General features: G+C 74.5%; 17 protein-coding genes. 7 read left to right on the forward strand and 10 right to left on the reverse strand.

Features of this window, described 5'->3' with window-relative positions; genetic code table 11:
• The first annotated feature begins 76 nt into the window (after nucleotides 1-76).
• Nucleotides 77-3,400: an amidohydrolase family protein gene (locus ACFWIS_RS11715; protein WP_380523829.1), complete on the forward strand. Its 3,324-nt coding sequence runs from the start codon at nucleotides 77-79 to the stop codon at nucleotides 3,398-3,400.
• On the forward strand, nucleotides 3,397-3,537 hold the full coding sequence (locus ACFWIS_RS11720; RefSeq protein ID WP_380453992.1) for a hypothetical protein: 141 nt from the start codon (nucleotides 3,397-3,399) through the stop codon (nucleotides 3,535-3,537). Before ACFWIS_RS11715 ends, ACFWIS_RS11720 begins: the two co-directional genes overlap by 4 nt.
• 39 nt (nucleotides 3,538-3,576) lie before the next feature.
• Here ACFWIS_RS11720 and ACFWIS_RS11725 read toward each other — a convergent pair whose 3' ends face one another.
• From ACFWIS_RS11725 to ACFWIS_RS11755, 7 genes are all read right to left on the reverse strand, one after another.
• Nucleotides 3,577-4,896, reverse strand: a complete 1,320-nt coding sequence (locus tag ACFWIS_RS11725; RefSeq protein WP_380453990.1) for a cryptochrome/photolyase family protein — start codon at nucleotides 4,894-4,896, stop codon at nucleotides 3,577-3,579.
• A gap of 73 nt (nucleotides 4,897-4,969) precedes the next feature.
• The gene (locus ACFWIS_RS11730; protein WP_380453988.1) at nucleotides 4,970-6,472 is read right to left on the reverse strand and encodes an SDR family oxidoreductase; all 1,503 of its coding nucleotides are present in this window, start codon (nucleotides 6,470-6,472) and stop codon (nucleotides 4,970-4,972) included.
• 55 nt (nucleotides 6,473-6,527) lie between these two features.
• Nucleotides 6,528-7,490 (reverse strand): MerR family transcriptional regulator, encoded by a 963-nt coding sequence (locus ACFWIS_RS11735; RefSeq protein WP_380453986.1) that lies wholly within the window; start codon nucleotides 7,488-7,490, stop codon nucleotides 6,528-6,530.
• A gap of 247 nt (nucleotides 7,491-7,737) precedes the next feature.
• A complete protein-coding gene (locus tag ACFWIS_RS11740; RefSeq protein WP_380453984.1) occupies nucleotides 7,738-9,552 on the reverse strand; it encodes an alkaline phosphatase family protein in 1,815 nt (604 codons plus the stop codon).
• A gap of 233 nt (nucleotides 9,553-9,785) precedes the next feature.
• Complete coding sequence (locus tag ACFWIS_RS11745) at nucleotides 9,786-10,505, reverse strand: hypothetical protein (RefSeq protein ID WP_380453982.1); 720 nt, start codon at nucleotides 10,503-10,505, stop codon at nucleotides 9,786-9,788.
• Between the two features lie 237 nt (nucleotides 10,506-10,742).
• Nucleotides 10,743-12,398 carry a serine hydrolase gene (locus ACFWIS_RS11750; RefSeq protein WP_380453980.1) on the reverse strand — a complete coding sequence of 552 codons (1,656 nt, stop codon included), beginning with the start codon at nucleotides 12,396-12,398 and terminating at the stop codon, nucleotides 10,743-10,745.
• Between the two features lie 250 nt (nucleotides 12,399-12,648).
• A complete protein-coding gene (locus ACFWIS_RS11755) occupies nucleotides 12,649-13,785 on the reverse strand; it encodes an endonuclease/exonuclease/phosphatase family protein (RefSeq protein WP_380453978.1) in 1,137 nt (378 codons plus the stop codon).
• 86 nt (nucleotides 13,786-13,871) lie between these two features.
• Between ACFWIS_RS11755 and ACFWIS_RS11760 the strand changes: the two genes are divergently transcribed.
• On the forward strand, nucleotides 13,872-14,591 hold the full coding sequence (locus tag ACFWIS_RS11760; protein WP_380453976.1) for a response regulator transcription factor: 720 nt from the start codon (nucleotides 13,872-13,874) through the stop codon (nucleotides 14,589-14,591).
• A 73-nt stretch (nucleotides 14,592-14,664) separates the two neighbouring features.
• Nucleotides 14,665-15,705, forward strand: coding sequence for a sensor histidine kinase (locus ACFWIS_RS11765; RefSeq protein WP_380454065.1), 1,041 nt, complete (start codon nucleotides 14,665-14,667; stop codon nucleotides 15,703-15,705).
• A 17-nt stretch (nucleotides 15,706-15,722) separates the two neighbouring features.
• Here the strand turns inward: ACFWIS_RS11765 and ACFWIS_RS11770 are convergent, their stop codons facing one another.
• Nucleotides 15,723-16,766 carry a GlxA family transcriptional regulator gene (locus ACFWIS_RS11770; protein WP_380453974.1) on the reverse strand — a complete coding sequence of 348 codons (1,044 nt, stop codon included), beginning with the start codon at nucleotides 16,764-16,766 and terminating at the stop codon, nucleotides 15,723-15,725.
• Between the two features lie 138 nt (nucleotides 16,767-16,904).
• Here ACFWIS_RS11770 and ACFWIS_RS11775 point away from each other — a divergent pair, with 138 nt between their 5' ends.
• Nucleotides 16,905-17,828, forward strand: a complete 924-nt coding sequence (locus ACFWIS_RS11775; protein WP_380453972.1) for an NADP-dependent oxidoreductase — start codon at nucleotides 16,905-16,907, stop codon at nucleotides 17,826-17,828.
• A gap of 178 nt (nucleotides 17,829-18,006) precedes the next feature.
• Entirely contained in the window at nucleotides 18,007-19,716 is a 1,710-nt protein-coding gene (locus ACFWIS_RS11780) for an immunity 49 family protein (RefSeq protein ID WP_380453970.1), read from the forward strand.
• Nucleotides 19,717-19,771: 55 nt separating this feature from the next.
• Here the strand turns inward: ACFWIS_RS11780 and ACFWIS_RS11785 are convergent, their stop codons facing one another.
• Entirely contained in the window at nucleotides 19,772-20,131 is a 360-nt protein-coding gene (locus tag ACFWIS_RS11785; RefSeq protein WP_380453969.1) for a nuclear transport factor 2 family protein, read from the reverse strand.
• 54 nt (nucleotides 20,132-20,185) lie between these two features.
• The gene (locus ACFWIS_RS11790; protein ID WP_380453967.1) at nucleotides 20,186-20,806 is read right to left on the reverse strand and encodes a TMEM175 family protein; all 621 of its coding nucleotides are present in this window, start codon (nucleotides 20,804-20,806) and stop codon (nucleotides 20,186-20,188) included.
• 182 nt (nucleotides 20,807-20,988) lie between these two features.
• On the opposite strand from ACFWIS_RS11790, the gene ACFWIS_RS11795 reads away from it, so the two are divergent.
• On the forward strand, nucleotides 20,989-22,548 hold the full coding sequence (locus ACFWIS_RS11795; RefSeq protein WP_380453965.1) for a purple acid phosphatase family protein: 1,560 nt from the start codon (nucleotides 20,989-20,991) through the stop codon (nucleotides 22,546-22,548).
• The last annotated feature ends 32 nt before the right edge of the window (nucleotides 22,549-22,580 follow it).

Below are 22,580 nucleotides of genomic sequence, written 5' to 3' on the forward strand. Positions count from 1 at the left end.
TGTCGAGAACGCTCGAACCCCCCGGCCCGGGCCGGGGTCGAGCGGCGGGCCCACTGAGGTCGGGAAGGGAACGGGCATGGCGTTTCTCCGGGACGGGCAGGGCCGGGAGTCCGGCCAACGGGGCGTGGACCGGCTGGAGTCCGGCCAACCGGGCGTCGAACGGCTGGAGTTGAGTCGGCGCGGGCTCATCGGCGCGGCGGCGCTGGCGGGCGCGAGCGCCGCGCTCGGGCCGATCGCCACGGCCACCGCAGCCCCTGCGGCCCCCGCCGAAGGGGCGCAGGATCCGGCCCACCGTCCCACCCGGGTGCTGGAGTTCACTGCCGGCACCAACGCCGGTGTCGCCGTCTCCCCGGACGGCGGGCGGCTGGTCGTCGAAGTCCAGGGCGTGCTGTGGGGCCTGCCCCGGCAGGGCGGACCGGCGACCGCGCTGACCGCCCCCGGACTGGAGCCGACCCGCCCGGTGTGGTCACCGGACGGATCGACGGTCGCGTTCTGCGCCTACCGGGACGGCGGGTTCCACCTGTGGGCGATGGCCCCGGACGGATCGGACCTGCGCCGGCTGACCACCGGGCCCTGGGACGACCGCGGGGTGTCCTGGTCGCCGGACGGACGCCGACTGGCCTTCTCCTCCGAGCGCGCGGGCGACGCGGTGGCCGGCGGCTCGTACGACATCTGGACGGTGGAGCTCGCCACCGGCCGGCTCACCCGCCTCACCGACCGGCCCGGGGTCGAGGACTACGACCCGTCCTGGCACCCGGACGGCGACCGGGTGGTCTTCGTCCGGGCGGACGCCTCCGGCGGCCGGACCGTCGCCTGCGTTCCGGCCGCCGGCGGGCCGGTGAGTGTCCTGCGCACCGTGGACAGCGGCACGGTGGTCGGCCCGGTGGTCTCCCGGGACGGCCGACTGGCCTACGTGCTGGTCGGCGACGCCTCCGCCGCCTCCTCCTACCAGTCAGCCACCGCCTCCCTCGCCGTCGACGGCACCGTGGTCTCCGGCGACGAGGACGTCTCACCGCTGCCGCCGTGCTGGACGCCCGACGGCGGGATCGTCTACTTCGCGGACGGCCGGATCACCGACCGCTCCCCCGCCCTGGACAGCGCGCGGGAAGTCCCGTTCCGCGCACGGCTGGAGGTGCCGCGCACCGAGTACCGGCGCAAGGTGCGCGACCTCGACTCCACCGCCGAGCGCGAGGTGCGGGGGATCCACCTGCCCGCGCTCTCCCCGGACGGCCGCTCCGTCGCCTTCTGCTCGCTCAACGCGCTGTGGCTGCTGCCGATCGGCGGGCAGCCGCGCAAGCTCCGCCAGGCCGACCCCGCCCACTACGTGCAGATGCCCTCCTGGAGCCGGGACGGGCGCAGCATCCTGTACGTCCACGACGGGAACGAAGGCGGGAACGAGGGCGCGAACGGAGGCGGGAACGGCGATCTGGACGGCGATCGGGACGGCCTGGGCGCCGTCCACCGCCTGACCCTGGACGACGGCACCGACACCGTCCTCGCCCGGGGCGGTCGGTTCAACCCGGCGCTATCCCCCGACGGGACCACGCTGGCCTGCCAGGACGTCCTGGGCAACCTCCTCCTGGTCGACCCCGCCACCGGCGCGGAGCACCGGCTCGCGACCCCGCTCGGCGGCAACGGCCTGCCGGGACGGCCGAGTTGGTCCCCGGACGGCCGCTACCTCGCCTACTGCGACCGCAACCGCCTCAACCACCGCTTCCGTGAGGGCTACAACGTGATCCGGGTGGTCGACACCCGGGACGGCTCCGCGAGGTCCTACCTGCCGCTGCCGGACGCCTCGGTGGCCGACCGCTGCGACAGCGGCCCGGTCTGGTCGCCCGACGGCAAGTGGATGGCACTCGTCGTGGAGTCCGCGCTCTGGGTGCTGCCGGTCGCCCCGGACGGCACGCCCACGGGCGAGGCCCGGCGGATCACCGAGGACTCCGCCGACCACCCGTCCTGGTCCGGCGACTCCGCCCGGCTGCTCCACCTCTCCGACGGGCGGCTGCGGCTGATCGGCCGCGACGGCGGCGACCCGCGTACCGTCGCCGTCCCGCTGCGCACCTCCCGCGCCCTGCCGCCGCGCTCCGACGTCACCCGCATCCACGCCGCCCGGCTGTGGGACGGCACCGCGGAGAACGTCCGCGAGGACGTCGACATCGTGGTCACCGGCAACCGCGTCTCCGCCGTCGAACCGCACCGCTCGGGCGCGCGCCGCGCCGGAGAGCGGCTGGTCGACGCCACCGGCTGCACCGTCCTGCCGGGCCTGTGGGACGCCCACACCCACCCGTACCAGAACACCTACGGCGGCCGGCAGACCCGCACCATGCTGGCCTACGGCATCACCGGCACCGCCTCGCTGGGCGGCTTCGCGTACGAGCAGGCCCGGATCCGCGAGTCGGTCGACGCCGGGGTGCTGGCCGGGCCCCGCTTCCTGACCACCGGAGAACTGCTCGACGGCAGCCGGGTGGCGTACAGCATGGGCCGCGCCCACCGGACCGCCGACGGCCTGCGGCGCAGCCTGGACCGCCTGGTGGCGCTGGACTGCGACTTCGTCAAGACCTATGTGCGGGCGCCCGGTTGGATCATGGCGGAGGCCGCGCGGACGGCCCACGAGCGCCTCGGGGTGCCGGCCGGCAGCCACCTGCTGACGCCCGGGGTGCAGCTCGGGCAGGACCTCACCACCCACCTGTCGGCCACCCAGCGGCAGGAGTACGGCCGGGCGTCCTCACCCACCGGGCGCGCCTACCAGGACGTCCACGAGATCTACCGGGGCGGGGAGTTCGCGATCGTCATCACCCCGTTCTCGGCGTTCTACCTGCTCGGGGACGATCCGTCGCTGGCCGACGACACCCGGGTGACCGCCCTGATGCCGCCGTGGGACGCGGCCGGCGTGCAGGCCCAGGCCCGGACGGCCGTCACCGCCGAGCAGCGGCGCGCCGTCCGGCGGGAGATGGAGGTCTACCGGACGATCATCGCGGACGGCGGCGCACTGGCCCTCGGCACGGACGCCCCGCTCACCCCGGTCGGCCTCCAGGTGCACCTCGGCCTGCGCGCGCTGCACCAGTACGCGGGCCTGTCCCCCGCCCAGGCGCTGCGCACGGCCACGGCGGCGCCGGCCCGGCTGTTCGGGCTGGCGGACGAGCTCGGGACGGTGGAACCGGGCAAGCTCGCCGACCTGACGGTGGTCGAGGGGAACCCGTTCCACGACTTCGCGGACCTGGCGCGGACGTCCTGGGTGATGCGCGACGGCATCGTGTTCCGGCGCGCCGACCTGGTGGGCGCGGGCGCCCCGACCCCGACGGCCGCCCGCCCGTCCGCTCCGGAGCAGCAGTCCGGTCCGGAGCAGGACTGGCTCGCGATCGGCCAGGCGCTGCGGAGCGACGGCTGCTGCGCGCCGTGACACCTGCCGGACCGCCGCCGGCGGCGGTGCGGGCCTGGGCGGAGCAGTACATCAACGACATCGAGTCCGCCCGGCTGCGCTACGACACCGGCACCGGCACCGGCACCGAGGACGGAGGGCTGAGGGCTGAGGGCTGAGGGCTGAGGGCTGAGGGCTGAGCCAGTCCGGGTTCCGGTTCAGTCCAGGTCGCGGGCCGAGCGCAGCCGGGCCGACAGGGTGTCGGGGGCGATCAGCGGCTCCGGGTAGTCGGGGGCGAGCAGCCAGGGGCGGTGCACGGCCGGGCCCGGCAGGTGGGCCAACTCCGGTACCCAGCGCCGTACGTAGTCCCCGGCGGGGTCGTAGCGGTCGGCCTGGCGCAGCGGGTTGAGCACCCGGTTGGGCCGGGTGTCGGTGCCGGTCCCGGCCACCCACTGCCAGTTGAGCTGGTTGTTCGCCACGTCGCCGTCCACCAGCAGGGACAGGAAGTGGGCGGCGCCGATCCGCCAGTCCAGGTGGAGCGACTTGGCGAGGAAGCTCGCCGTCAGCAGTCGGGCCCGGTTGTGCATCCAGCCCTCGTGGGCGAGTTGGCGCATCCCGGCGTCGACGATCGGGTAGCCGGTGCGGCCCTGCCGCCAGGCCTCGGCCTCCCGCTCGTCCCGGTGCCAGTGGTCGTCCCGGGTGCGGTAGTCGCGGTGCGCGGCGTCGGGCCGGGCGGCGAGGACCTGGTGGTGGAAGTCGCGCCAGGCGAGCTGGCGGACGAAGGCCTCGGCGCCGGGGCCACCGCGCTGGAGGGCGCGGGCGGTCAGCTCGGTGGGCGACAGACAGCCGAAGTGCAGGTAGGGGGAGAGCCGGGAGGTGTCGTCGGCCGCCAGGTCGTCGTGGACGTCGGCGTAGGAGTCGACGTCCCAGCGCCTCCACCGTTCCCGGGCAGCGGTCTCGCCGCCGACCGGCAGGCCCGGCGAGATCTGGCCTGTGACCACGAGGTTCTCGCTGCCGATGCCGCCCGGCGTGCGGATCACCCGGGGCGCGTCCAGCACGGTGCGGTGCGGCACCTGCTGCCAGGCGCGGTGGTACGGGGTGAAGACGGCGTAGTGGTCGCGGCCGGCCGGGGTGATCCGCCCGGCCGGGACGACGGTCACCGAGCCGTCGTGGACGTGCAGCCGGTCGCCGAACCGGGCGAGCAGTCGGGCCTCGCGCCGCCGGGCGAAGGCGCTGACCCCGGCGGCGAGGTGCACCGTCCCGGCGCCGGCCTCGGCGGCCACCCGGGCCGTCTGCTCGTCGGTCGCGCCCCGGCGCACGATCAGCCGGGAGCCGGTGCGGCGCAGCGAGGCGTCCAGGTCGGTGAGGCAGTCGGCCAGGAAGGCCAGCCGGTTGGGGGCGGCGAAGCCGGCCGCCTCGACGGCGGGGTCGAGGACGAACAGCGGCACCACCTGCTCGGCGGCGGCGCGGGCGGCGTGCAGCACGGGGTTGTCGTGCAGGCGGAGGTCCTGGGTGAACAGGGCGATCGAGACGGTCATCGGCGGGGCCTCGGAGCGGGTGCGGGTGCGATTGGCTTTTTTGCGATTGGCTTTTTCGGGGGTGCGAGGAGGGTCAGGGGTGCGGCCCGGCCCGGCGGGCGCGTTCGGTGATGTTGCGCGCCATCGCGTCGAACACCAGGGAGTGGAACGGCGCCACCGACCACCAGTAGGCGTGGCCGGCCAGTCCGTGCGGGTGGAACAGCGCGCGCTGGCGGTAGAGCGCCCCGCCCGCGCCGTCCGGGTCGACCCGCAGCTCCAGCCAGGCCAGACCGGGAAGGCGCATCTCGGCCCGCAGCCGCAGCAGGCGTCCGGGCTCGATCTCCTCGACCCGCCAGAAGTCGAGGGCGTCACCGACCCGCAGGCGGTCCGGGTCGCGCCGGCCGCGGCGCAGTCCGACGCCGCCGGCCAGCCGGTCGACGGTGCCGCGCAGCGCCCAGGCGAACGGGACGGAGTACCAGCCGTTCTCGCCACCGACGCCTTCCACGACCCGCCACAGGGCGGCCGGGTCGGCAGCCACCCGCCGTTCCCGCAAATCCTGGTAGAGGCTGCCGCCGGCCCAGTCGGGGTCGGTGGGCAACGGGTCGCTGGGGGCGCCTGGGAGCGAGGCGGAGGACCAGCGGGTGGTGACCCCGGCCTCGCGGATGCGGCGCAGCGCGAGTTCCACGGCGCGGTCGAAGCCGGTGAGGCCCTGCGGGGGGTCGGGGATCCAGCGGGCGATGTCGTGCTCGTGGCAGACCACCTCGTGCCGCAGCGACTCCACCAGCGGGCGGGCAAGCGGGCCGGGCACCGGGGTGACCAGGCCGACCCAGAGGCTGGAGAGCGCCGGGGTCAGCACCGGCACCGGCACGATCAGCCGGGGCGGCAGGCCGGCGGCCCGGGCGTAGCGCTGCATCATCAGCCGGTAGGTGAGCACCTCCGGCCCGCCGATGTCGAAGGCCCGGTCCACCTCCGGCGGCAGGCCGGCGGCGGCCACCAGGTAGCGCAGCACGTCCCGGACGGCGATGGGCTGGATCCGGGTGTTGACCCAGCGCGGGGTGACCATCGCGGGCAGCCGTTCGGTCAGGTAGCGGAGCATCTCGAAGGAGGCCGAGCCGGAGCCGATGATGACGGCGGCCCGCAGTTCGGCGGTGGGCACCCCGGCGGACCGCAGCACCCGGCCGACCTCGGCGCGCGAGCGCAGGTGCGGGGACAGCCCGGCCTCCGGCACCCCGGCGGGCAGCAGCCCGCTGAGGTAGACGATCCGGCCCACTCCGGCCCGGGCGGCCGCGTGGGCGAAGGCGCGGGCGGCGCGCCGGTCGGTGGCCTCGAAGTCCGATCCGGTGCCGAGCGAGTGGACGAGGTAGTAGGCGACCTCGACGCCGTCGAAGGCGCCGTCCAGGGTCTCGGGCCGGGTGACGTCGCCGGTGGCCACCTCGACCTGGTCGCGCCACGGCTGGTCGCGCAGCCGTCCGGGGTCGCGGGCCAGGCAGCGCACCCGGTGGCCGGCCGCGAGCAGCTGGGGCACGAGCCGCCCGCCGATGTAGCCGGTGGCGCCGGTGACCAGGCAGTGACGTCCGGTCGGGATTGGCTGGTCCACCGTCCGCTCCTTCCGTTCTCTTCGTTCCGTCCGTGGTACGCCTACCCGGCCCCGGTCAGCGCAGCAGGCCCTCCAGCAGGTCGAGAGCGGCGGTGAGGTCGCGGGGCCGCAGGGTGCCCGGCGGGCGGCGGGGGCCGGTCCAGCCGGGGCCGGCGACCAGCACCACCGGTCGGGTGCGCGCGCCCTGCGGGCCCCAGGTCGTCCGGACCACCCGCTCCACCAGGGCCCGGTCGGCGGTGCGGGTGACCTGGGACCACAGCAGGACGGCCGGCGGACCGGTCCGCCGCACCGCCTCCAGCAGCGCCTCGGGCGGCAGGGCGGGGCCGAACATCCGGAACGGCAGGCCGCGCTCGGCCAGGGCGGCGGCGAGCGCCTCCAGCGCGAGGGCGTGCAGCTCGGTGGGCATCCCCGCGAGCAGCGCGGCCGGTCCCGGGGGCGACTCGGCCAGGCCGGGAAGCGACTCGGCCCGGTCGGCGGCCCGGCGCAGGGCGGCGGAGACGTGCCAGGACAGCAGGTGCTCCACCTCGACGTAGCGCTCGCCCTCGGTGGCCCACTTGCGCCCGACCGCCCGCAGCGCGGGGGTCATCACCTCCGTCCAGGCGGTGACCGGGCCGAGCGCGTCCACGCTGCGGCGCAGGATCAACGCCATCTCGAGGGCGTCCAGCCGTACGGCGGCACGGGCCAGGCCCCGGCACTCGGGGCGTACGGTGCCCACGGGCAGGGTGTTGCCGCCGGAGGCCGTACCGGTCCCCGGCTCCGGCGGGGCGGGGGCGGCGCCCGCCAGGGCGACCCGGGCGGCCTCGGCGGGGTTGACGCCCCGGGCGGTGAGCCGGCACATCTCCTCCAGCACGGCCACGTCGTCCGGCTCCCACCGCCGGTGCCGCCCGGGCGCGCGGTGGGCCGGGCCGATGCCGTAGCGGCGCTCCCAGGAGCGGATGGTGGTGGGCGAGACGCCGAGCCGTCGGGCGAGTGCCCCGGTGGTCAGTCCGGCCGGGGCGGGAGCGGGCGGGGCGGTCACGGCCGCGAGCCTACGTCGGGGCGCCGGAGCCCGCTCGGCCGACGCGCGGTCGGTGTCTGCGGCGCCGGTGGACGGCCGGTCGGTGATTGCCTGCACCCTCCGAGCGTCGCGCGGTCGCGAGCCGCCCGGGTAGTCGCAGCGTTTTCGCAGCGTTCCGGTGGGCCGCGCGCGCCGAACTCGCCCGCGCGCGGCGCGGGCGTCGGTGGCCGTGGGGGCCCGGCGGGCGGGCCCCCTCAGCCGCCGGTCGTCAGCCGACGGTGACGGTGAACGGGCCGGCCAGGACGGAGTAGCCGTCGTTGGCCAGGAGGTAGGCGTCGTAGCGGCCCGGGCCACCGAGCTTGCCGGTGGCGAAGGTGAGGGCGCCGCTCTGGTTCGGGGCGTAGGACCAGGTCAGCGAGGAGCGGGAGCCCGGGGTGACGCCCGCCGGGTAGAAGCCGACCCAGTTCTTGGCGCCGGCCTGGGCGGCGGTCGGCAGGGCGTAGCGCAGGGTGAGGTTGCCGCCGTTGGCCACCGCGCCGAGGTCGCCGGTCAGGGTCGGGCCGGTCGCGGTTGACGGCGCGAAGGCGGCGTTCAGCGGCGTGGCGTAGGTGTCGTTGGCGGTGAGGCCGGGCAGTCCGAGGGCGGACTCGATGGTACGGCCGATGCCGTAGTGGTCGTAGTGCAGCGGGCTGCTGGTGCCGGCCGGGACGGTGCCCTGGGAGCCGACGGCGATGGTGGCGAGGTGGTTGTAGGCCTCGCCGGAGCTCTCGTCCCAGGTCAGCAGGAGCAGGGAGCGGTCCTGGGTCCAGGCGGGCGAGGACAGCACCGGGGCGAGGGTCTGCTGCAGCCAGCCGTCCTGGGTCTTGAGGCTGGTGGCGTTGCCGTTGCCGGAGGCCTCGCCGTCGTAGTAGTCGTCGGCGGCGATCCAGGAGAAGTTCGGGGTGGTGGCGGCCGACCTGAGGTCGGTGGTCAGCTGGGTGGTGTCGAACAGGTGGGCCGCGCAGCGGGCCGGGTTGCCGCTGATGTCGGTGTAGTTGATGAACGGCGCGTCGTCGGGCTCGTACTTGGCGTCGTACTGGGTGGTGGTGTTGCAGGGCGTGCCCATGCCCTGCTCGTAGGCCTTCCAGGTCTTGCCGGCGCCCTCGATGGTGTCGCCGAGGTTGCGCTGCGGGGAGTTGATGTTGGGCCAGTAGGTGGCGCCCTTGGTGTAGGTGTCGCCGCCCGCGATGGCCAGGTAGTTCTCGTCGCTGGGGTGGTAGACGCCGTGCGAGTCGGTGAGGGTGGCGCCCTGGGCCATCAGGCCGTGGATGAACGGGGTGTCCGCCGGGTCGTTCATGATCTGGGCGTAGTCGGTGTTCTCCATCATGACGGTGAACACGTGGTCGTAGCCCGGCACCCGGGAGGCCGGCGGGGCGACCGGCGCGGGCGCGGCGACCGGGGTGTCGAGGGTGAGCGAGAGGTTGTCCAGGTAGCCGGTCTCGTTCGTGGTGGAGAGGAACTGCACCTCGACCTGGATCGAGCGGGTGCCGGCCGGGACGGCTCCGGTGGCGCTGCGGGAGAGGAACTTGGTGCCCAGGCCCCGGTCGGTGGCGGAGACGGTGGGCAGCTTGGCGGTCGCGCCGCGCGGGCTGCCGTCGGCGCCCTGGAAGTGCAGGCTCACCGCGGCGTAGCCGCCGTAGGTGGTCCAACCGCCCAGCCAGCCCGCGAGGTCGTAGTGCACGCCGCCGCCGTCGATCGCGCCGGCCGCCGAGGAGACGTCGACGGTCTGGCTCATCGAGCCGTCCCCGAAGTTGCCCGGCCCGAAGAAGGCCTTGCCGGGAGCCTGTCCGTCGGTCGGCAGGCCGAAGGAGCCGACCGTGGAGCACATCACGTCGACGCCGCCGGCCTGGACGGTCCAGCCGGGGACGGTGGTGGCCGCGCTCCAGTCGTTGGTGCAGTAACCGCCGGCCTCCGCGTCGCCGTTGACGATCAGGTTGCCGCTGCCGCCAGCCGCCTGGGCGGTGCCGGGGGCGGCGACGACCAGGGCGCCGACGAGCGGGAGGGTGGCGAGCAGTCCGCCGATGGGGCTCCAGCGCAGTCGCATGGGGTACCTCGTCCCGTTGGTTGCATGAGGGTGGGTGCCGTGGCGGTGCACCACGGGCGGGACATAGGTACCGGTTCCACGCCGCCCGGGGAAGGGCGCGCGGGCGAACACAGGCCGAACTTGGTCAGACAAGTTTGCGCGGAGGGCGCCCCACCACCCGTCGGACGCCCGCCGAACGGGGCGACGCCGCAGCTCCGGGGGCGGTGGAGCGACCTCCGCTCCGCGCGGGGCGGTCAGGAGCCGGCGGGCACGTTCGGGTACGGCGCGAATCCGGAGTTGGACTTGCAGCCGAGGTTCTCGAAGATGCTGATCTTGGTGTTCGGGTCGGTGGAGAGCAGGTGGTACTTGCAGGCGCCCTTGATGTACCGGCCCTCGACCCCGCCGGGGAAGTCGATCTCCTTGTTCCAGAGGTACGGCGACTGGTAGCCGTTCAGCCGGGCGGTGGCGTTGACGTCGATCCCTCCGGGGGCGTACATCTCGTACACCCAGCCGGTCTTGGTGTCCCCGTAGGTGGCGAACTTCTGGGCCACCCACTGCGTGCAACTGGTGCTCAGGTGTGCGCTGTTCTGCCCGCCGCCCTTGACGATGTACTCGGCGAGCGGGGTCACCTGCTCGCCGCGCGGCGTGAAGCCGCCGCGGAAGATGTCCTCGACGTTCTCCCGGGTGTCGCCGCGCCAGAGCGTGTTGACGTCGTTGCGCCACTGCCAGCGCTCCGCCGTCGCCTGGCCCGCGACGGTCTGGGCGATCTGCGGCTCGGTCGTGGTGCTCCACCAGTCCGAGGCCCGGTAGTCGCGGACCGGCCCGCAGGGGGTGGTCAGGTCGTCGTCGTCGGCCGCGCGCGGGGCGGGAACGGACGGCCCGGCCGGGGCGGCGACGGCCGGGGCGACGGCGACGGTGCACAGGGCGGAGGCGAGGGAGACGGCGGTGAGCACCCGCATAGCTGCCTGCAACATGGTGAGAACCCATCAGTCGATCAACATGACCGGCCCTTTATAGGCGTGCCGACCGGAGCGCAGCGGGAGCACTACGCCGACGCCACTCGCGCGGGTGGATTATTCGTATAGATACTGACGGAGCGCCGGCCCCGCGGCGGGGGGGTGACCCTGCGGCGGGGGGTGACCCTGCGGCGGGGGCCGGCCCCGAGGCGGAGCGCCGGCCCCGGGGTGGGGCCGGCGCTCGCAGCGTCCGGGTCAGCCGCGGGTGAAGGTTCCCAGGCCGTCCACGTCGAGCTGCTCGACCACCACCTTCCCGGCCCTCCCGTCCGCCCCCACGCTGAAGGTCACCCCGGACAGGCCGACCGCGTTCTCCCCCTTGCTCAGGAAGCTGAACACATCGCCGTCGAAGTGCTGGAGCGGGTACTGGAGCTTGGCCGGCCCCACCGTCATCACCAGGCCGCCGTCCTGCTCGGTCACGGTCAACGGCCCGTAGTAGCCGCTGGCGTACGTCCCGGTGTACGCGGAGTTCGGCTTGGCCGGGGCGGCGCTCGCCGGCGGCTTGCCGTAGTCGGTCTTCGAGACCGGGCTCGCCGCGGCGGCGGGCACCACCGTGCCGAAGAAGCCCAGCCAGTCCACCGTCTCCCGGCCCTCCTGGGCGACGTCGAAGAACTCCTCGGCCACCGCCTCCGGGAGGCCGGTCGGCTGGCCGTTGGTGAGCACCACGATCCCCAGCTGCTCGGAGGGCAGCAGGGTCACCGTGGTCGCCGCGCCCAGCTCGAAGCCGCCCGAGTGGTTCAGCCGCAGCCGGCCCTGGGGGTCGGTGCCGACGTTCCAGCCCAGGCCGTAGAACCCGGCGGTGCCGGCGGCCGCCCTCGGCGGGCTGTTGACGTACTGCGGGGTGCGGGTCTCGTTCAGGGCGGCCGGGTCGATCACCGACCGGCCCTCGAACTTCCCGTCGGAGAGCTGCAGCCGCATCCACCGGGCGAGGTCCTGCACCGTGGAGCTCACCCCGCCGGCCGGCGACTGGGAGTCGGCGTTCTCGGTGGTACTGACCTGCCAGCCGGCGGCCGTCTTGACGTGCGCCGCCGCCTTGTCCGTCGCGTTGTCGTAGTCGGAGCGGCGCGAGCTGGTCGAGTTCATCCCCAGCGGCCGGTAGAGGAGGTCCGCCGCGAGGTCCTCCCAGGCCACCCCCTTGGCCTTGGCGACGGCCGCGGCCGCCTCGGTCAGGCCGTAGTTGGTGTAGGCGTAGCTCGCCCGGAACGGGCCGAGCGGCTGGTCGCGCAGGTGCTGGACGATGTAGTCGCGCTGGTAGCCGAGGTCCTCCAGCAGGTCCCCGGCGTGGTCCGGCAGGCCGCTGCGGTGCGAGAACAGGTCGGCGATCGTCACATGGCTCGTCACGTACGGGTCGGCCAGGGCGAAGCCCGGGTCATGGACGGTGACCGGGTCGTCCCACTTCGCGACCTTCTGGCCCACCGCCCCGGCGACCACCGTCGAGGAGATCGGTTTGGAGACCGACGCCAGCTGGAACACGGTGTCCGGATCCACCTGGTCCGGCTTGCCCAGCTCACGGACCCCGAAGCCCTTCGCGTGGATCACCTTGTCCTGATACACCACCGCGATCGCCACCCCGGGGACACCGGTCTTGGCCATCGCGTCCTGCACGTAGCCGTCGATCCGGCCCACGGAGGCGTTCACCTGCTGCTCCGTCAGCTGCGGCGCCGGCTGGGCGGGCGGCGCGGTCGCCGGGGCGGAGGAGGGGTTCGGGGTGGGGGCGGCCTCGGGGTCGGTGGCGGCCGCGGAGGTGCATCCGGCGAGCAGCGGGCCGCTCAGCAGCAGGCCCGCCAGCGCGGGCGCGGCGACGGCCCGGCCGGGGCCGTGGGCGGTGCGACTGGCTGCGCCGTGACGATGCATCGAGGTCCTCCCTCGTCCGGGCGGCGCGGCCCCGGTTCCTCGGTGCCGCCGTCCGCCGTACGGCGGGAGTGTGAACGGCGGGGCGCGCCCCAGGCCGCCGCCGCGCGCCGTCAGCCACGCAATCCACCCGTCCGGCGGCCGGTCAGCGGGGCGGCGGGGCGGCGGCCGGTCGGCGGGGACGGCGGCCAGGCGGCCGGTCAGCGGAACGGCGGCCGGTCGGCGGGGACGGAGGCCAGGCGGGCCGGAGTGTTCACCAGCTGATGCCGGCCGCGACCGGCAGGTGGTCGCTGCCGGTGTCCGGCAGGACCCGGGAGCTCGTCGCCGTCACGCCGCGGACCAGGATCTGGTCGATCCCCACCACCGGGAAGGACGCCGGATAGCTGAAGCCGAAGCCGTCCCCGGCCGTCTCCTGGGCCGAGCGCATCCGTGCGGTGAGGCCGGCGAACGCGCGGTCGTCCAGGCTGCCGTTCAGGTCGCCGAGCAGCAGTGTCCGCTCGCTCGGGTCGGCGGCCAGGGCCCTGCCGAGCGCCTGCACGCCGATGTCGCGCGAGGCCGTCGCGAAGCCCGCCCCGGGGTACACCCGGACGGATCCCAGGTGTGCCACGTACACCGCCAGCGGCCCGCGCTCGGTGACCACCGTGGTGCGCAGCGCCCGGTTCCCGGCCGTCTTGTCGTTCGCCGGCTTGCGGTCGGCCAGCGGCCCGTAGTTCACGACGTCGATCGTCTGGACCTCGCCCAGCGGCAGCCTGCTCCAGAGGCCGACGGTGCCCCGCACCACGTGGTAGGGGTACCCCGCCGCCAACCCCGTCTCGTACGTGCCCACGGCCTGCGGGGCCAGCTCCACCAGGGCCAGCAGGTCAGCGCCGGAGCCGGCCAGGTGGCGGGCGGTGCCGGCCGGGTCGGGGTTGTCGGCGTTCACGTTCTGCTCGACCACGGTGAGGTCACCGCCGGGGCGGGACTTGTCGGTGAGCAGGCCACCGAACAGGTTGAGCCACGCCACGACGGGCAGCAGCAGCGCCAGCACCGCGGCGGCGGAGCGGCGCCAGAGCGCGGCGGCCAGCAGCAGCGGGACGAACAGGCCGAACCACGGCAGGAAGGTCTCCACCAGACTGCCGAGGTGCCAGCCGGCGTTCGGGATCTCCGCGTGCAGCAGCAGGACCAGGCCGAGCAGCAGCGCGAGCGCCGTGAGGAGCGGCCCGCGCCGCCACGGCTCGGGCCGGGAGAGGGCGCGGACCGCCCGGCGCAGCGCCGCGCGCCGGCCGCTCCCCCGAGCACCGCCCGGCTCCCCCGTTCCCGTCCCCGCCCCTGTTCCCGCCCCCGATCCAGCCCCCGTCATCGGCGCCGGGCGCTCCCCCGCGGTCATCGTCGCGTCCTGCTCGTGGTTCATGCCGCCAGTCAACGCGGCACGGTGTTGCCGGGCCGTATGCGATTTCCGATACGCGGACGATAGGCACCGGCTCATAGCATCGGGGGATGCGCGTGTTGATCGTCGAGGACGAGTTCTACCTGGCCGAGGCCATCCGGGACGGCCTGCGACTGGAGGCGATCGCGGCCGACATCGCCGGTGACGGGGACACCGCGCTGGAACTGCTCGCCGTCAACACCTACGACATCGCCGTCCTCGACCGCGACGTCCCCGGGCCGTCCGGTGACGAGATCGCCAGGCGCATCGTCGCCTCCGGCAGCGGCCTGCCGATCCTCATGCTCACCGCGGCCGACCGCCTCGACGACAAGGCCTCCGGGTTCGAACTCGGCGCCGACGACTACCTCACCAAGCCCTTCGAGCTCCGTGAACTCGCCCTCAGACTCAGGGCGTTGGACCGCAGACGCGGCCACAGCCGGCCCCCGGTACGGGAACTCGCGGGCCTGCGGGTGGATCCGTTCCGACGCGAGGTCTACCGGGACGGCCGCTTCGTCGCGCTGACCAGGAAGCAGTTCGCCGTGCTCGACGTCCTCGTCGCCGCGGAGGGCGGCGTGGTCAGCGCCGAGGAACTGCTGGAACGGGCCTGGGACGAGAACGCCGACCCGTTGACGAACGCCGTGCGGATCACCGTCTCGGCGCTGCGCAAGCGCCTCGGTGAACCCTGGATCATCGCCACCGTGCCGGGCGTCGGCTACCGCATCGACACGGCGCCGGACGGGCCGGGGGCGGCATCCGGGTCGACGTCAGGCGAAGGCGGGCGGCGTGGCTAGGTCCTGTCCGGAGCCCCGGTCACCAGGGCCGAGCGTCCGGCTGAAACTCGCCCTCAGCTACGCCGGGTTCCTGATGGTCGCCGCCGTCCTGCTGCTCGCCGCGGTGTGGCTGTTCCTGCTGCGCTACGTCCCCGACCGGGCGTTCCTGATCGCCGGCGCCACCGACACCCCGACCCACGGGGTGTTCCCCGTCCGGTCGAACCTCCTGCGCGTCTTCGCCCCCAGGGCGGCCGTGGTGCTGGCGTTCCTGCTGGTGTTCGGCCTGGTCGGCGGGTGGGTCCTGGCCGGCCGGGTGCTGGCCCCGCTGACCCGCATCACCGAGGCCACCCGGCAGGCCTCCACCGGGTCGCTCGCGCACCGGATCCGACTACCCGGCCGCGCGGACGAGTTCCGGGAACTCGCCGATGCCTTCGACACGATGCTGGCCCGGCTCGAAGCGCACGTCGGCGAACAGCAGCGGTTCGCCGCCAATGCCTCGCACGAGCTGCGCACCCCGCTGGCCACCTCCAAGGCACTCCTCGACGTCGCCCGCACCGATCCCGACCGGGACGCCCGCGAGATCATCGACCGCCTCCACGTCGTCAACACCCGGGCGATCGAACTCACCGAGGCGCTGCTCCTGCTCAGCCGGGCCGACCGGCGCTCCTTCGCCCGGGAGCGCGTCGACCTGTCCCTGCTGGCGGAGGAGGCCACCGAGACCCTCCTGCCGCTCGCGGAACGGCACGGCGTCACCCTGGAGACCTCCGGCACCGTCGCCCCCACGACCGGATCGCCGGCGCTCCTGCTCCAGCTCACCGTGAACCTCGTGCACAACGCGATCGTCCACAACCTGCCCGCGGGCGGCACGGTACGGGTCGACACCCGGGTCCGCCCCGGGGCCGCGCTGCTGACCGTCGACAACACGGGCGAGCCGCTCGCCCCGGAACTGGTCGCGACGCTCACCGAACCGTTCCAGCGCGGCACCGGCCGGATCCGCACCGACCACGCGGGCGTCGGGCTCGGCCTGGCGATCGTCCGCTCCATCACCCGGGCGCACGACGGGACCCTCACCCTCGCCCCACGGCCCGGCGGCGGCCTGCGCGTCACGGTGGAACTGCCCGCACCACCCCCCTGACCGCGCCCGCCCGGCCGTCACCTGAGCGCGGGTACCCGGTCGTCGGTGCCGAAGGTGCGGCGGTAGGAGGCGGGTGAGACGCCGAACGAGGCCCGCATGTGGGCGCGCAGGGAGTTCGCGGTGCCGAAGCCGGCCCGGTGGGCGACCAGGTCGACGGACAGGTCCGTGGTCTCCAGGAGCTGTTTGGCCAGTTCGAGCCGCTGGGCGGTGAGCCACTGGACCGGGGTCATGCCGACCTCGTCGCGGAAGCGCCGGGTGAAGGAGCGCAGGCTCATCCGGGCGTGCTCGGCGAGCCGGGTGAGGGGCAGCGGTTCGCCGAGGTGGTCGAGGGCCCAGGCCCGGGTGGCGGTGGTGTCGGCGACGGTGGGGTCCGGGACGGGACGGTCGATGTACTGGGCCTGCCCGCCGTCCCGCCACGGCGGCACGACGCACATCCGGGCGGCCCGGTTGGCGATGGCCGCGCCGTGGTCGCGGCGGATGATGTGCAGGCAGAGGTCGACGCCCGCGGCCACTCCCGCGGAGGTGAGCACGTCGCCGTCGTCGACGAAGAGGACCTCCTCGTCGAGCTTGACCGCCGGGTAGGCCCGGCGGAACTCGGGGGCGAGGTTCCAGTGGGTGGTCGCCGGCCGGCCGTCGAGCAGTCCGGCCGCGGCGAGCACGTAGGAGCCGGAGCAGATGGACACCAGCCGGGTGCGGGGGCGGATGCGGGCGACGGCCGCGGTGACCTCGGGCGGCAGCGGGCCGCCGCGGGCCAGCTCCGGCATCGCGTGGGTGGGCGGGATGATCACGGTGTCCGCCGCGGCCAGGGCCTCGGGGCCGGCGGCCGGCTGCACGGTGAAGCCGGCGTCGCTGAGGACGGCGGTTCCGTCGGCCGTGCAGACGGTGACCTCGTAGAGCGGGCGGCCCTCGGCGTCCTGGGCGCTGCCGAACACCCGGGAGGGGATGCCCAGTTCGAACGGCGGGACCCCGGGCAGGGCCAACACGGCGATCCGGTGCGGACCGGGGGCCACCGACGCCCGGTCCGAGGTGTTCTGCGGTGTTACCGACCGAATCCTGCCCATGGCCAGATCCTGTCACATAGTGGCCGGACGGCCAACCCCGCGAGCGGCCCGGATGCCGGATCGTTGACCGCGTCGCCGCCGGGGAGCCCCGGCGGCGACGCGAACCAACCGGATCCGAAGAGAACGAGGCACACGGTCATGCGTGCAGTGGTGGTGGAGCAGTGGGGCGGTCCCGAGCAGCTGGTCGAGCGGGAGCTGGCGCGGCCCGAGCCCGGGCTGAACGAAGTCCTGGTGCGGGTGCACGCGGCCGGGGTGAACCCGGTGGACTGGAAGACCCGGGCCAGCGGGGGCCTCATCGAGTGGGGTGCCGTGCCCGCCGTCGGCTGGGACGTGTCCGGCACGGTCGAGGCCGTCGGCCCCGGGGTGGGCATCCACCGCCCCGGTGACGAGGTCTACGGGATGCCGCTCTTCCCGCGCCAGGCGGGCGCCTACGCCGAGTACGTGGTGGCACCGGCCCGGCACCTCGCCCCGAAGCCGGCCGGCCTGACCCACGTGGAGGCGGCGGCGCTGCCGCTGGCCGGGCTGACCGCCTGGCAGGCCCTGGTCGACGCGGCGGACGTGCGCCCCGGCGAGCGGGTGCTGGTGCACGCGGCGGCCGGCGGGGTCGGCCACCTGGCCGTCCAGATCGCCAAGGCCCGCGGCGCCCACGTCATCGGCACCGCCAGCGCGGGCAAGCACGGGCTGCTGCGCGAACTGGGCGCGGACGAGGTGATCGACTACCGCGCGGTCCGCTTCGAGGAGGCCGTGTCCGACGTGGACGTGGTGCTCGACGGCCTCGGCGGCGAGACCGCCGAGCGCTCGCTGCTGGTCCTGCGGCCCGGCGGCCGCCTGATCACCCTGCCCGGCCCGGGCGACGTCCCCACGGCCCGCGACGACGTACGGGCGGCCTGGGTCCTCGTCGAGCCCGACCACCTGGGCCTGCGCGAGCTCACCGCCCTGGCCGACCGGGGCGTGCTGCGGCCCGTGGTCGAGACCGTCCTCCCGCTCGACCAGGCCGCCAAGGCCCACGAACTCGGCGAGCAGGGCCGCACCACCGGCAAGATCGTCCTGACCGTCGTCTGACCGACCGGAGGGTGGTGGGCCCTGTCCGGCCGCTCCTGCCGAACAGGGCCCAGCACGATCACGACGTTTCTCAAACGGCGCTTGAAACACCGCGCCCACCACCGACCGACCCCGCACGGCCCGCTGTCGGACCCCACGCCTAGGCTGGCGACCAGGCAAGGGATCAAGGAGCAGAGCTGTGCGGATCAAGCGTCACCAGATGGACCAGTCGGCGGTCTCGGCGGCCCGCGAGGGCTTCGCCGACCGGATCGGGGGGATGGTCCACTCCTACTCCCGCGCCGGCCTGATGACGGCCACCGAATGGCGGCTGATCGCCGACGAGTTCCTCGACTACCTCGGCGCGCTCTCCGCCGACTCCCCCGCCCTCGACACCCCCGAGGCCGAGGCCGTCCTCAAGGACGCCACCGAGGCCGCCGCCGGCGCGATCGCGTTCGCCGCGTACTACGCCCGCGACACCTTCCAGGTGTTCCTCGACTACCCGAACTTCGGGATGAGCTACGACCCCGAGGACGCGGACGGGAGCGTGCGCCGCGGGCTCGTCCTCCCGCAGTACTGGCTCGACGCGCTCTGCCTCGCGATCCTCTCCGACAGGCTCGCCCGGCACGGCGAGGCCCTGGCCTTCACCTGGCAGACCATGCCCGCCGGCGGCGGCTACTCCGCCGCCCAGCTCGTCAACGGCTTCATGGCCCACCTCTTCGGCGACACCCGCGACGAGAACGCCCCCGACGCCGAGACCCCCGAGCAGCGGCTCGCCGCCATCGACGCCGCGCTGGCCCTGATCGAGGACCGGGACAGCGACGCCACCCAGGCCCTCCACACCCTGCGCGCCCTCGCCGCCGAAGACCGCGAGGCCTTCGACTCCGGGATGCTCGCCCTCCTCGACCGCGCCGACGGCACCCGCCCCCGCAGCCTCCTCCCGCTGCTCCCGCTCGCCCTCGCCGCGCTCGCCCACCGCGCCCACGGCTGGCTCCCCGCCGTCGACACCGACTACCTGCCGCACACCCTGGTCACCGGCTTCGCGGGCCCCGGTCCCCGCGTCGAAGGCCTCGGCCGCGCCCGGCGCCCCGACGCCGTCGCCCAGCTCGCCGCCGGGCCCGTCCGCATCGACCGACCGAGTCCGGCCCTCCCGCTCAGCCCCGACACCGAGGCACTGTACGAGCGGCGCACCCGGGAGGCGATCAACCCCGGGCCCGACGACCGCCACGCCGTCTACCTGCTCGGCCGCGCCCTGAGCAAGCAGGCGTTCCTCATCCGGGCCCGCGCCTCGCAGTCCGCCGACGTCACCGACACCCAGCTCGCCGGCCTGCGCCTGGCCTCCCAACTGGGTGCCGCGCTCTTCCGCATCGCCCTCACCGAGCCCGGCACCGAGGCCGAGGTGACCATCGAGGGCCGCACCGTCCGCTACCCCGCCACCCGGGGCGAGGAATCCGGCCCCGGGCCGTGGCAGCTCGCCCTCGACCTCGCCCTGATCACCGGCGTCCGAGAGGACCTCGCCCCGATTGTCCTGGCCGGCCCCACCCACTCCACCGCCGACCGCTCCGCGCACGGCTCCTACCGGCGCGCCCTGCACGACTACCTCCGGGGCGTCGACCCGCTCCCGGCCACCGAGCAGGCCCTGAGCGAGGTCGAGAAGGCGAAGGACTGGGGCTTCCTCCCGCCACCGGTCGTCCTCTTCTCCCAGCTCGTGGAGGGCGACGAGACCAGCTTCAACCTGGCGCTGATCGACGCCCTCGAAGCCCACCGCGACCACTACTCGGTCGCCGACCGCGCCACCGACCCCGACGCCGCGATCAGCCTCGACATCCTCGCCCTCGCCTGCCACGCCCGGCGCCGCGGCTGGGCCGTCCGCGTCGAATCCCCGTACCTCCCGGCCCGCCTGCTCGGCTAGCTAGGCCTGTCCGGCGGATCTTGCCGGGCACACGACGCCGGGCATCCCAACTGCTTTACGCCTCCGGCCCGTACGCGCCGAAGCCGCGGCAGACCAGGCCGTCGCGGAAGGTGAGCACCTCGGCGACGGCCCGGCCGCGCTCGTTGCGGTAGTTGATGACGAGGGTGTCCACGGAGGCCCGGACGTCCTCGACGGTGAAGTGCAGGTCGGGCAGGTGCTTCAGCCCCTTGGACCAGTAGACCCGCAGGGCCTCCTTGCCGTGCACCTCGCCGGAGGGGTCGCCGATCAACTCGACGATCCGGGGCGAGGCGAAGACGACGTCCTCGGTGTAGTGGGCGAGGATGCGCTCCAGGTCGTGGGAGTTCCAGGCGGCGGCCCAGTCCTGGGCGAAGCGGGTGGCGAAGTCGTGGTCCATGGCCAAGGACGCTACGACAACTTGCCCTCCCCCGCCCGCCGTTCCACGATCCGGTCACCGCCCCTGGGCCAGCAGCGGCACCCGCACCTGGTTGAACGCGTAGTAGAGCGCCAGCAGGCCGTGCACGGCGAGGGCCGCCGGGGCGGAGAGGAACGCCAGGCCGACGGTGAGCGGGTAGACCACCAGCCCCACCTCGAACCGCCACCGGGCGGCCCGGGCCGCCGGCACGTCCACCCACGCGTCGAAGCAGCGGCCGGTGCGGGTGGCGTAGTTCCAGAAGACACTGAACAGCACGGCCTGGCCGACCATCACCCCGCCGTACACCGCTGCCGCGACGTTCGCCGCCGAGCCGTTGCGCAGGTTCTGCGCCACCACCGCGGTCGGGAACGGCAGCACGGAGATCAGCATCAGCAGCAGCAGGTTGAGGAACATCAGGGTGCGGTCGACCGTGGCGAGGTGGGCGAACAAGGCGTGGTGGTTCACCCAGACCACGCCGATCACCAGGAAGCTCACCACGTACGCGAAGTAGGACGGCCACTGCGCCCCGAGCGCCCGCCACAGCTCCGCCGCCCCGTGCGCCTGCGGGATCTTGATCTCCAGCACCAGCAGGGTGATCGCGATCGCGAACACCCCGTCGCTGAACGCCTCGATCCGGCCGGTGTCCGTCGTCTCCACCGGCAGAGCATCCCAGCCGGGCAGCACCCGCCCCGCCGCGCAACGCCGGTGGCCGTGGCCGGGCCCCGACGGCCACGGAACACCGCTGCCCGCCCCGGCGCCCCGGCCGGCGGCACCGTCCGCACGATTCGGTGCCGCCCGCCCTCTTGTCAAATGTTAGGAATGTTTCCTAACTTGATGCCATGTCCGAGACACCACGGCACTCCCGGCGCTCCCTCCTGCGCGTCGGTGCGGCGGGCGGCGCGGCCTTCGCCGGCGGCCTCCTGCTGCCCGGCACCGCCCGGGCCGCCGCCCCGCGCCCCACCGCCCTCGACATCCCGCCCCTCCCCTCGCCCCGGCGCGACCGGGCCGTCGGGTCCGCGCTGCGGCCGTTCGGCCGACACCTCGCCTTCGGCGCCGACCCGTCCCGTCAGGTCGTCGTCTCCTGGCAGGTGCCGGACGCGGTGACCGCTCCCTTCGTCCGGATCGGCCTCCAGCCCGGCGACCTCGGCGCCCCGATCGCCGCCGAGGTCCGCACCCTGGTCAGCAAGCTCGCCTGGCAGCACCCGGTCGAGGACCAGCCCCTGGTCAAGCCCACCACCGTCACCCAGTACTACCTGCACGCGCAGGTGGACCAACTGATCCCGGACACCACCTACTACTACGTCGTCGGCCACCAGGGCCACGACCCGGCCGGCCAGGGCGGCCGGCTCGGCGACGTGGCGAGCTTCCGCACCGCACCCTCCCCCGGGCGCGGCGCCGGGTTCACCTTCACGGCCTTCGGCGACCAGGGCATCGGCTACAACGCCGCCGCCACCGCCCACCTGATCGCCGGCCTCGACCCCGCCTTCCACCTCCACATGGGCGACCTGTCGTACGCCAACAGCGGCGGCAGCGGCAAGACCGACGACGCCTACGACGCCCGCCTGTGGGACTCCTTCTTCGTGCAGAACGACCCCGTCGCCGCGCGGACCCCGTGGATGGTGGCGGTCGGCAACCACGAGATGGAGCCGTGGTACGGGGCCGACGGCTACGGCGGCGTCCGCGCCCGGTTCACGATGCCCGACAACGCCTGGAGCCAGTCCACGGGCATCTACTCCTGGCGCTACCAGAACCTCGGCCTGATCAGCCTCGACGGCAACGACGTCTGCTTCAACACCCCCGCCAACCTCGACCACACCAAGGGCCGGCAGAAGACGTGGCTGGACAGCCGGCTCGCCGCCCTGCGCGCCGACCCCGGCATCGACTTCATCGTCGTCTACCTCCACCAGTGCACGTACTCCACCTGCCACGACAACGGCGCCGAACTCGGCGCGCAGCAGGACTGGGCCCCGCTGTTCGACAAGTACCAGGTGGACCTGGTGCTCAGCGGCCACAACCACGTCTACGAGCGGACCGACCCCATCCGCGCCGGCAAGGCCACCCGCAAGGTCGCGTCCGGCGACACCGTCAACCCGGTGAAGGACGGCACCACGTACGTCGTCGCGGGCGGCGGTGGCGGCGGGCTCTACAAGTTCCCCGCCTCCGACACCTACCTCGGGCACGAGACCAGGAACGACGCCCCGGTGCCGATGGTGGTCTCCGACCGGAGCGGCCACGAGCAGACCGTCAAGGTCACCTGGTCCAGGGTCCGTTACACCGGCTACTGCCTGGTGGCGGTGGACGTGACCCCCGCCACCGGCGGCGCGCCGGCCCGGATGGAGGTGCGGTCCGTCACCGAGGACGGCACGGCCGTGGACCGCGTCACCGTGCAACGCGGCTGAGCCGGCCGCCCGGGGAGGCCGCACCGCCCTCC

It is taken from the genome of Kitasatospora sp. NPDC127060, from assembly GCF_042724935.1.
Taxonomy (GTDB): domain Bacteria; phylum Actinomycetota; class Actinomycetes; order Streptomycetales; family Streptomycetaceae; genus Kitasatospora.

Excerpts from the sequence above, each read along its gene's own strand:
- ACFWIS_RS11715 (WP_380523829.1), top strand. The coding sequence starts at position 77 with ATGGCGTTTCTCCGGGACGGGCAGGGCCGGGAGTCCGGCCAACGGGGC.
- ACFWIS_RS11725 (WP_380453990.1), bottom strand. The coding sequence starts at position 4,896 with ATGACCGTCTCGATCGCCCTGTTCACCCAGGACCTCCGCCTGCACGAC.
- ACFWIS_RS11740 (WP_380453984.1), bottom strand. The coding sequence starts at position 9,552 with ATGCGACTGCGCTGGAGCCCCATCGGCGGACTGCTCGCCACCCTCCCG.
- ACFWIS_RS11745 (WP_380453982.1), bottom strand. The coding sequence starts at position 10,505 with ATGTTGCAGGCAGCTATGCGGGTGCTCACCGCCGTCTCCCTCGCCTCC.
- ACFWIS_RS11750 (WP_380453980.1), bottom strand. The coding sequence starts at position 12,398 with ATGCATCGTCACGGCGCAGCCAGTCGCACCGCCCACGGCCCCGGCCGG.
- ACFWIS_RS11755 (WP_380453978.1), bottom strand. The coding sequence starts at position 13,785 with ATGAACCACGAGCAGGACGCGACGATGACCGCGGGGGAGCGCCCGGCG.
- ACFWIS_RS11760 (WP_380453976.1), top strand. The coding sequence starts at position 13,872 with ATGCGCGTGTTGATCGTCGAGGACGAGTTCTACCTGGCCGAGGCCATC.
- ACFWIS_RS11765 (WP_380454065.1), top strand. The coding sequence starts at position 14,665 with ATGGTCGCCGCCGTCCTGCTGCTCGCCGCGGTGTGGCTGTTCCTGCTG.
- ACFWIS_RS11770 (WP_380453974.1), bottom strand. The coding sequence starts at position 16,766 with ATGGGCAGGATTCGGTCGGTAACACCGCAGAACACCTCGGACCGGGCG.
- ACFWIS_RS11775 (WP_380453972.1), top strand. The coding sequence starts at position 16,905 with ATGCGTGCAGTGGTGGTGGAGCAGTGGGGCGGTCCCGAGCAGCTGGTC.
- ACFWIS_RS11785 (WP_380453969.1), bottom strand. The coding sequence starts at position 20,131 with ATGGACCACGACTTCGCCACCCGCTTCGCCCAGGACTGGGCCGCCGCC.
- ACFWIS_RS11795 (WP_380453965.1), top strand. The coding sequence starts at position 20,989 with ATGTCCGAGACACCACGGCACTCCCGGCGCTCCCTCCTGCGCGTCGGT.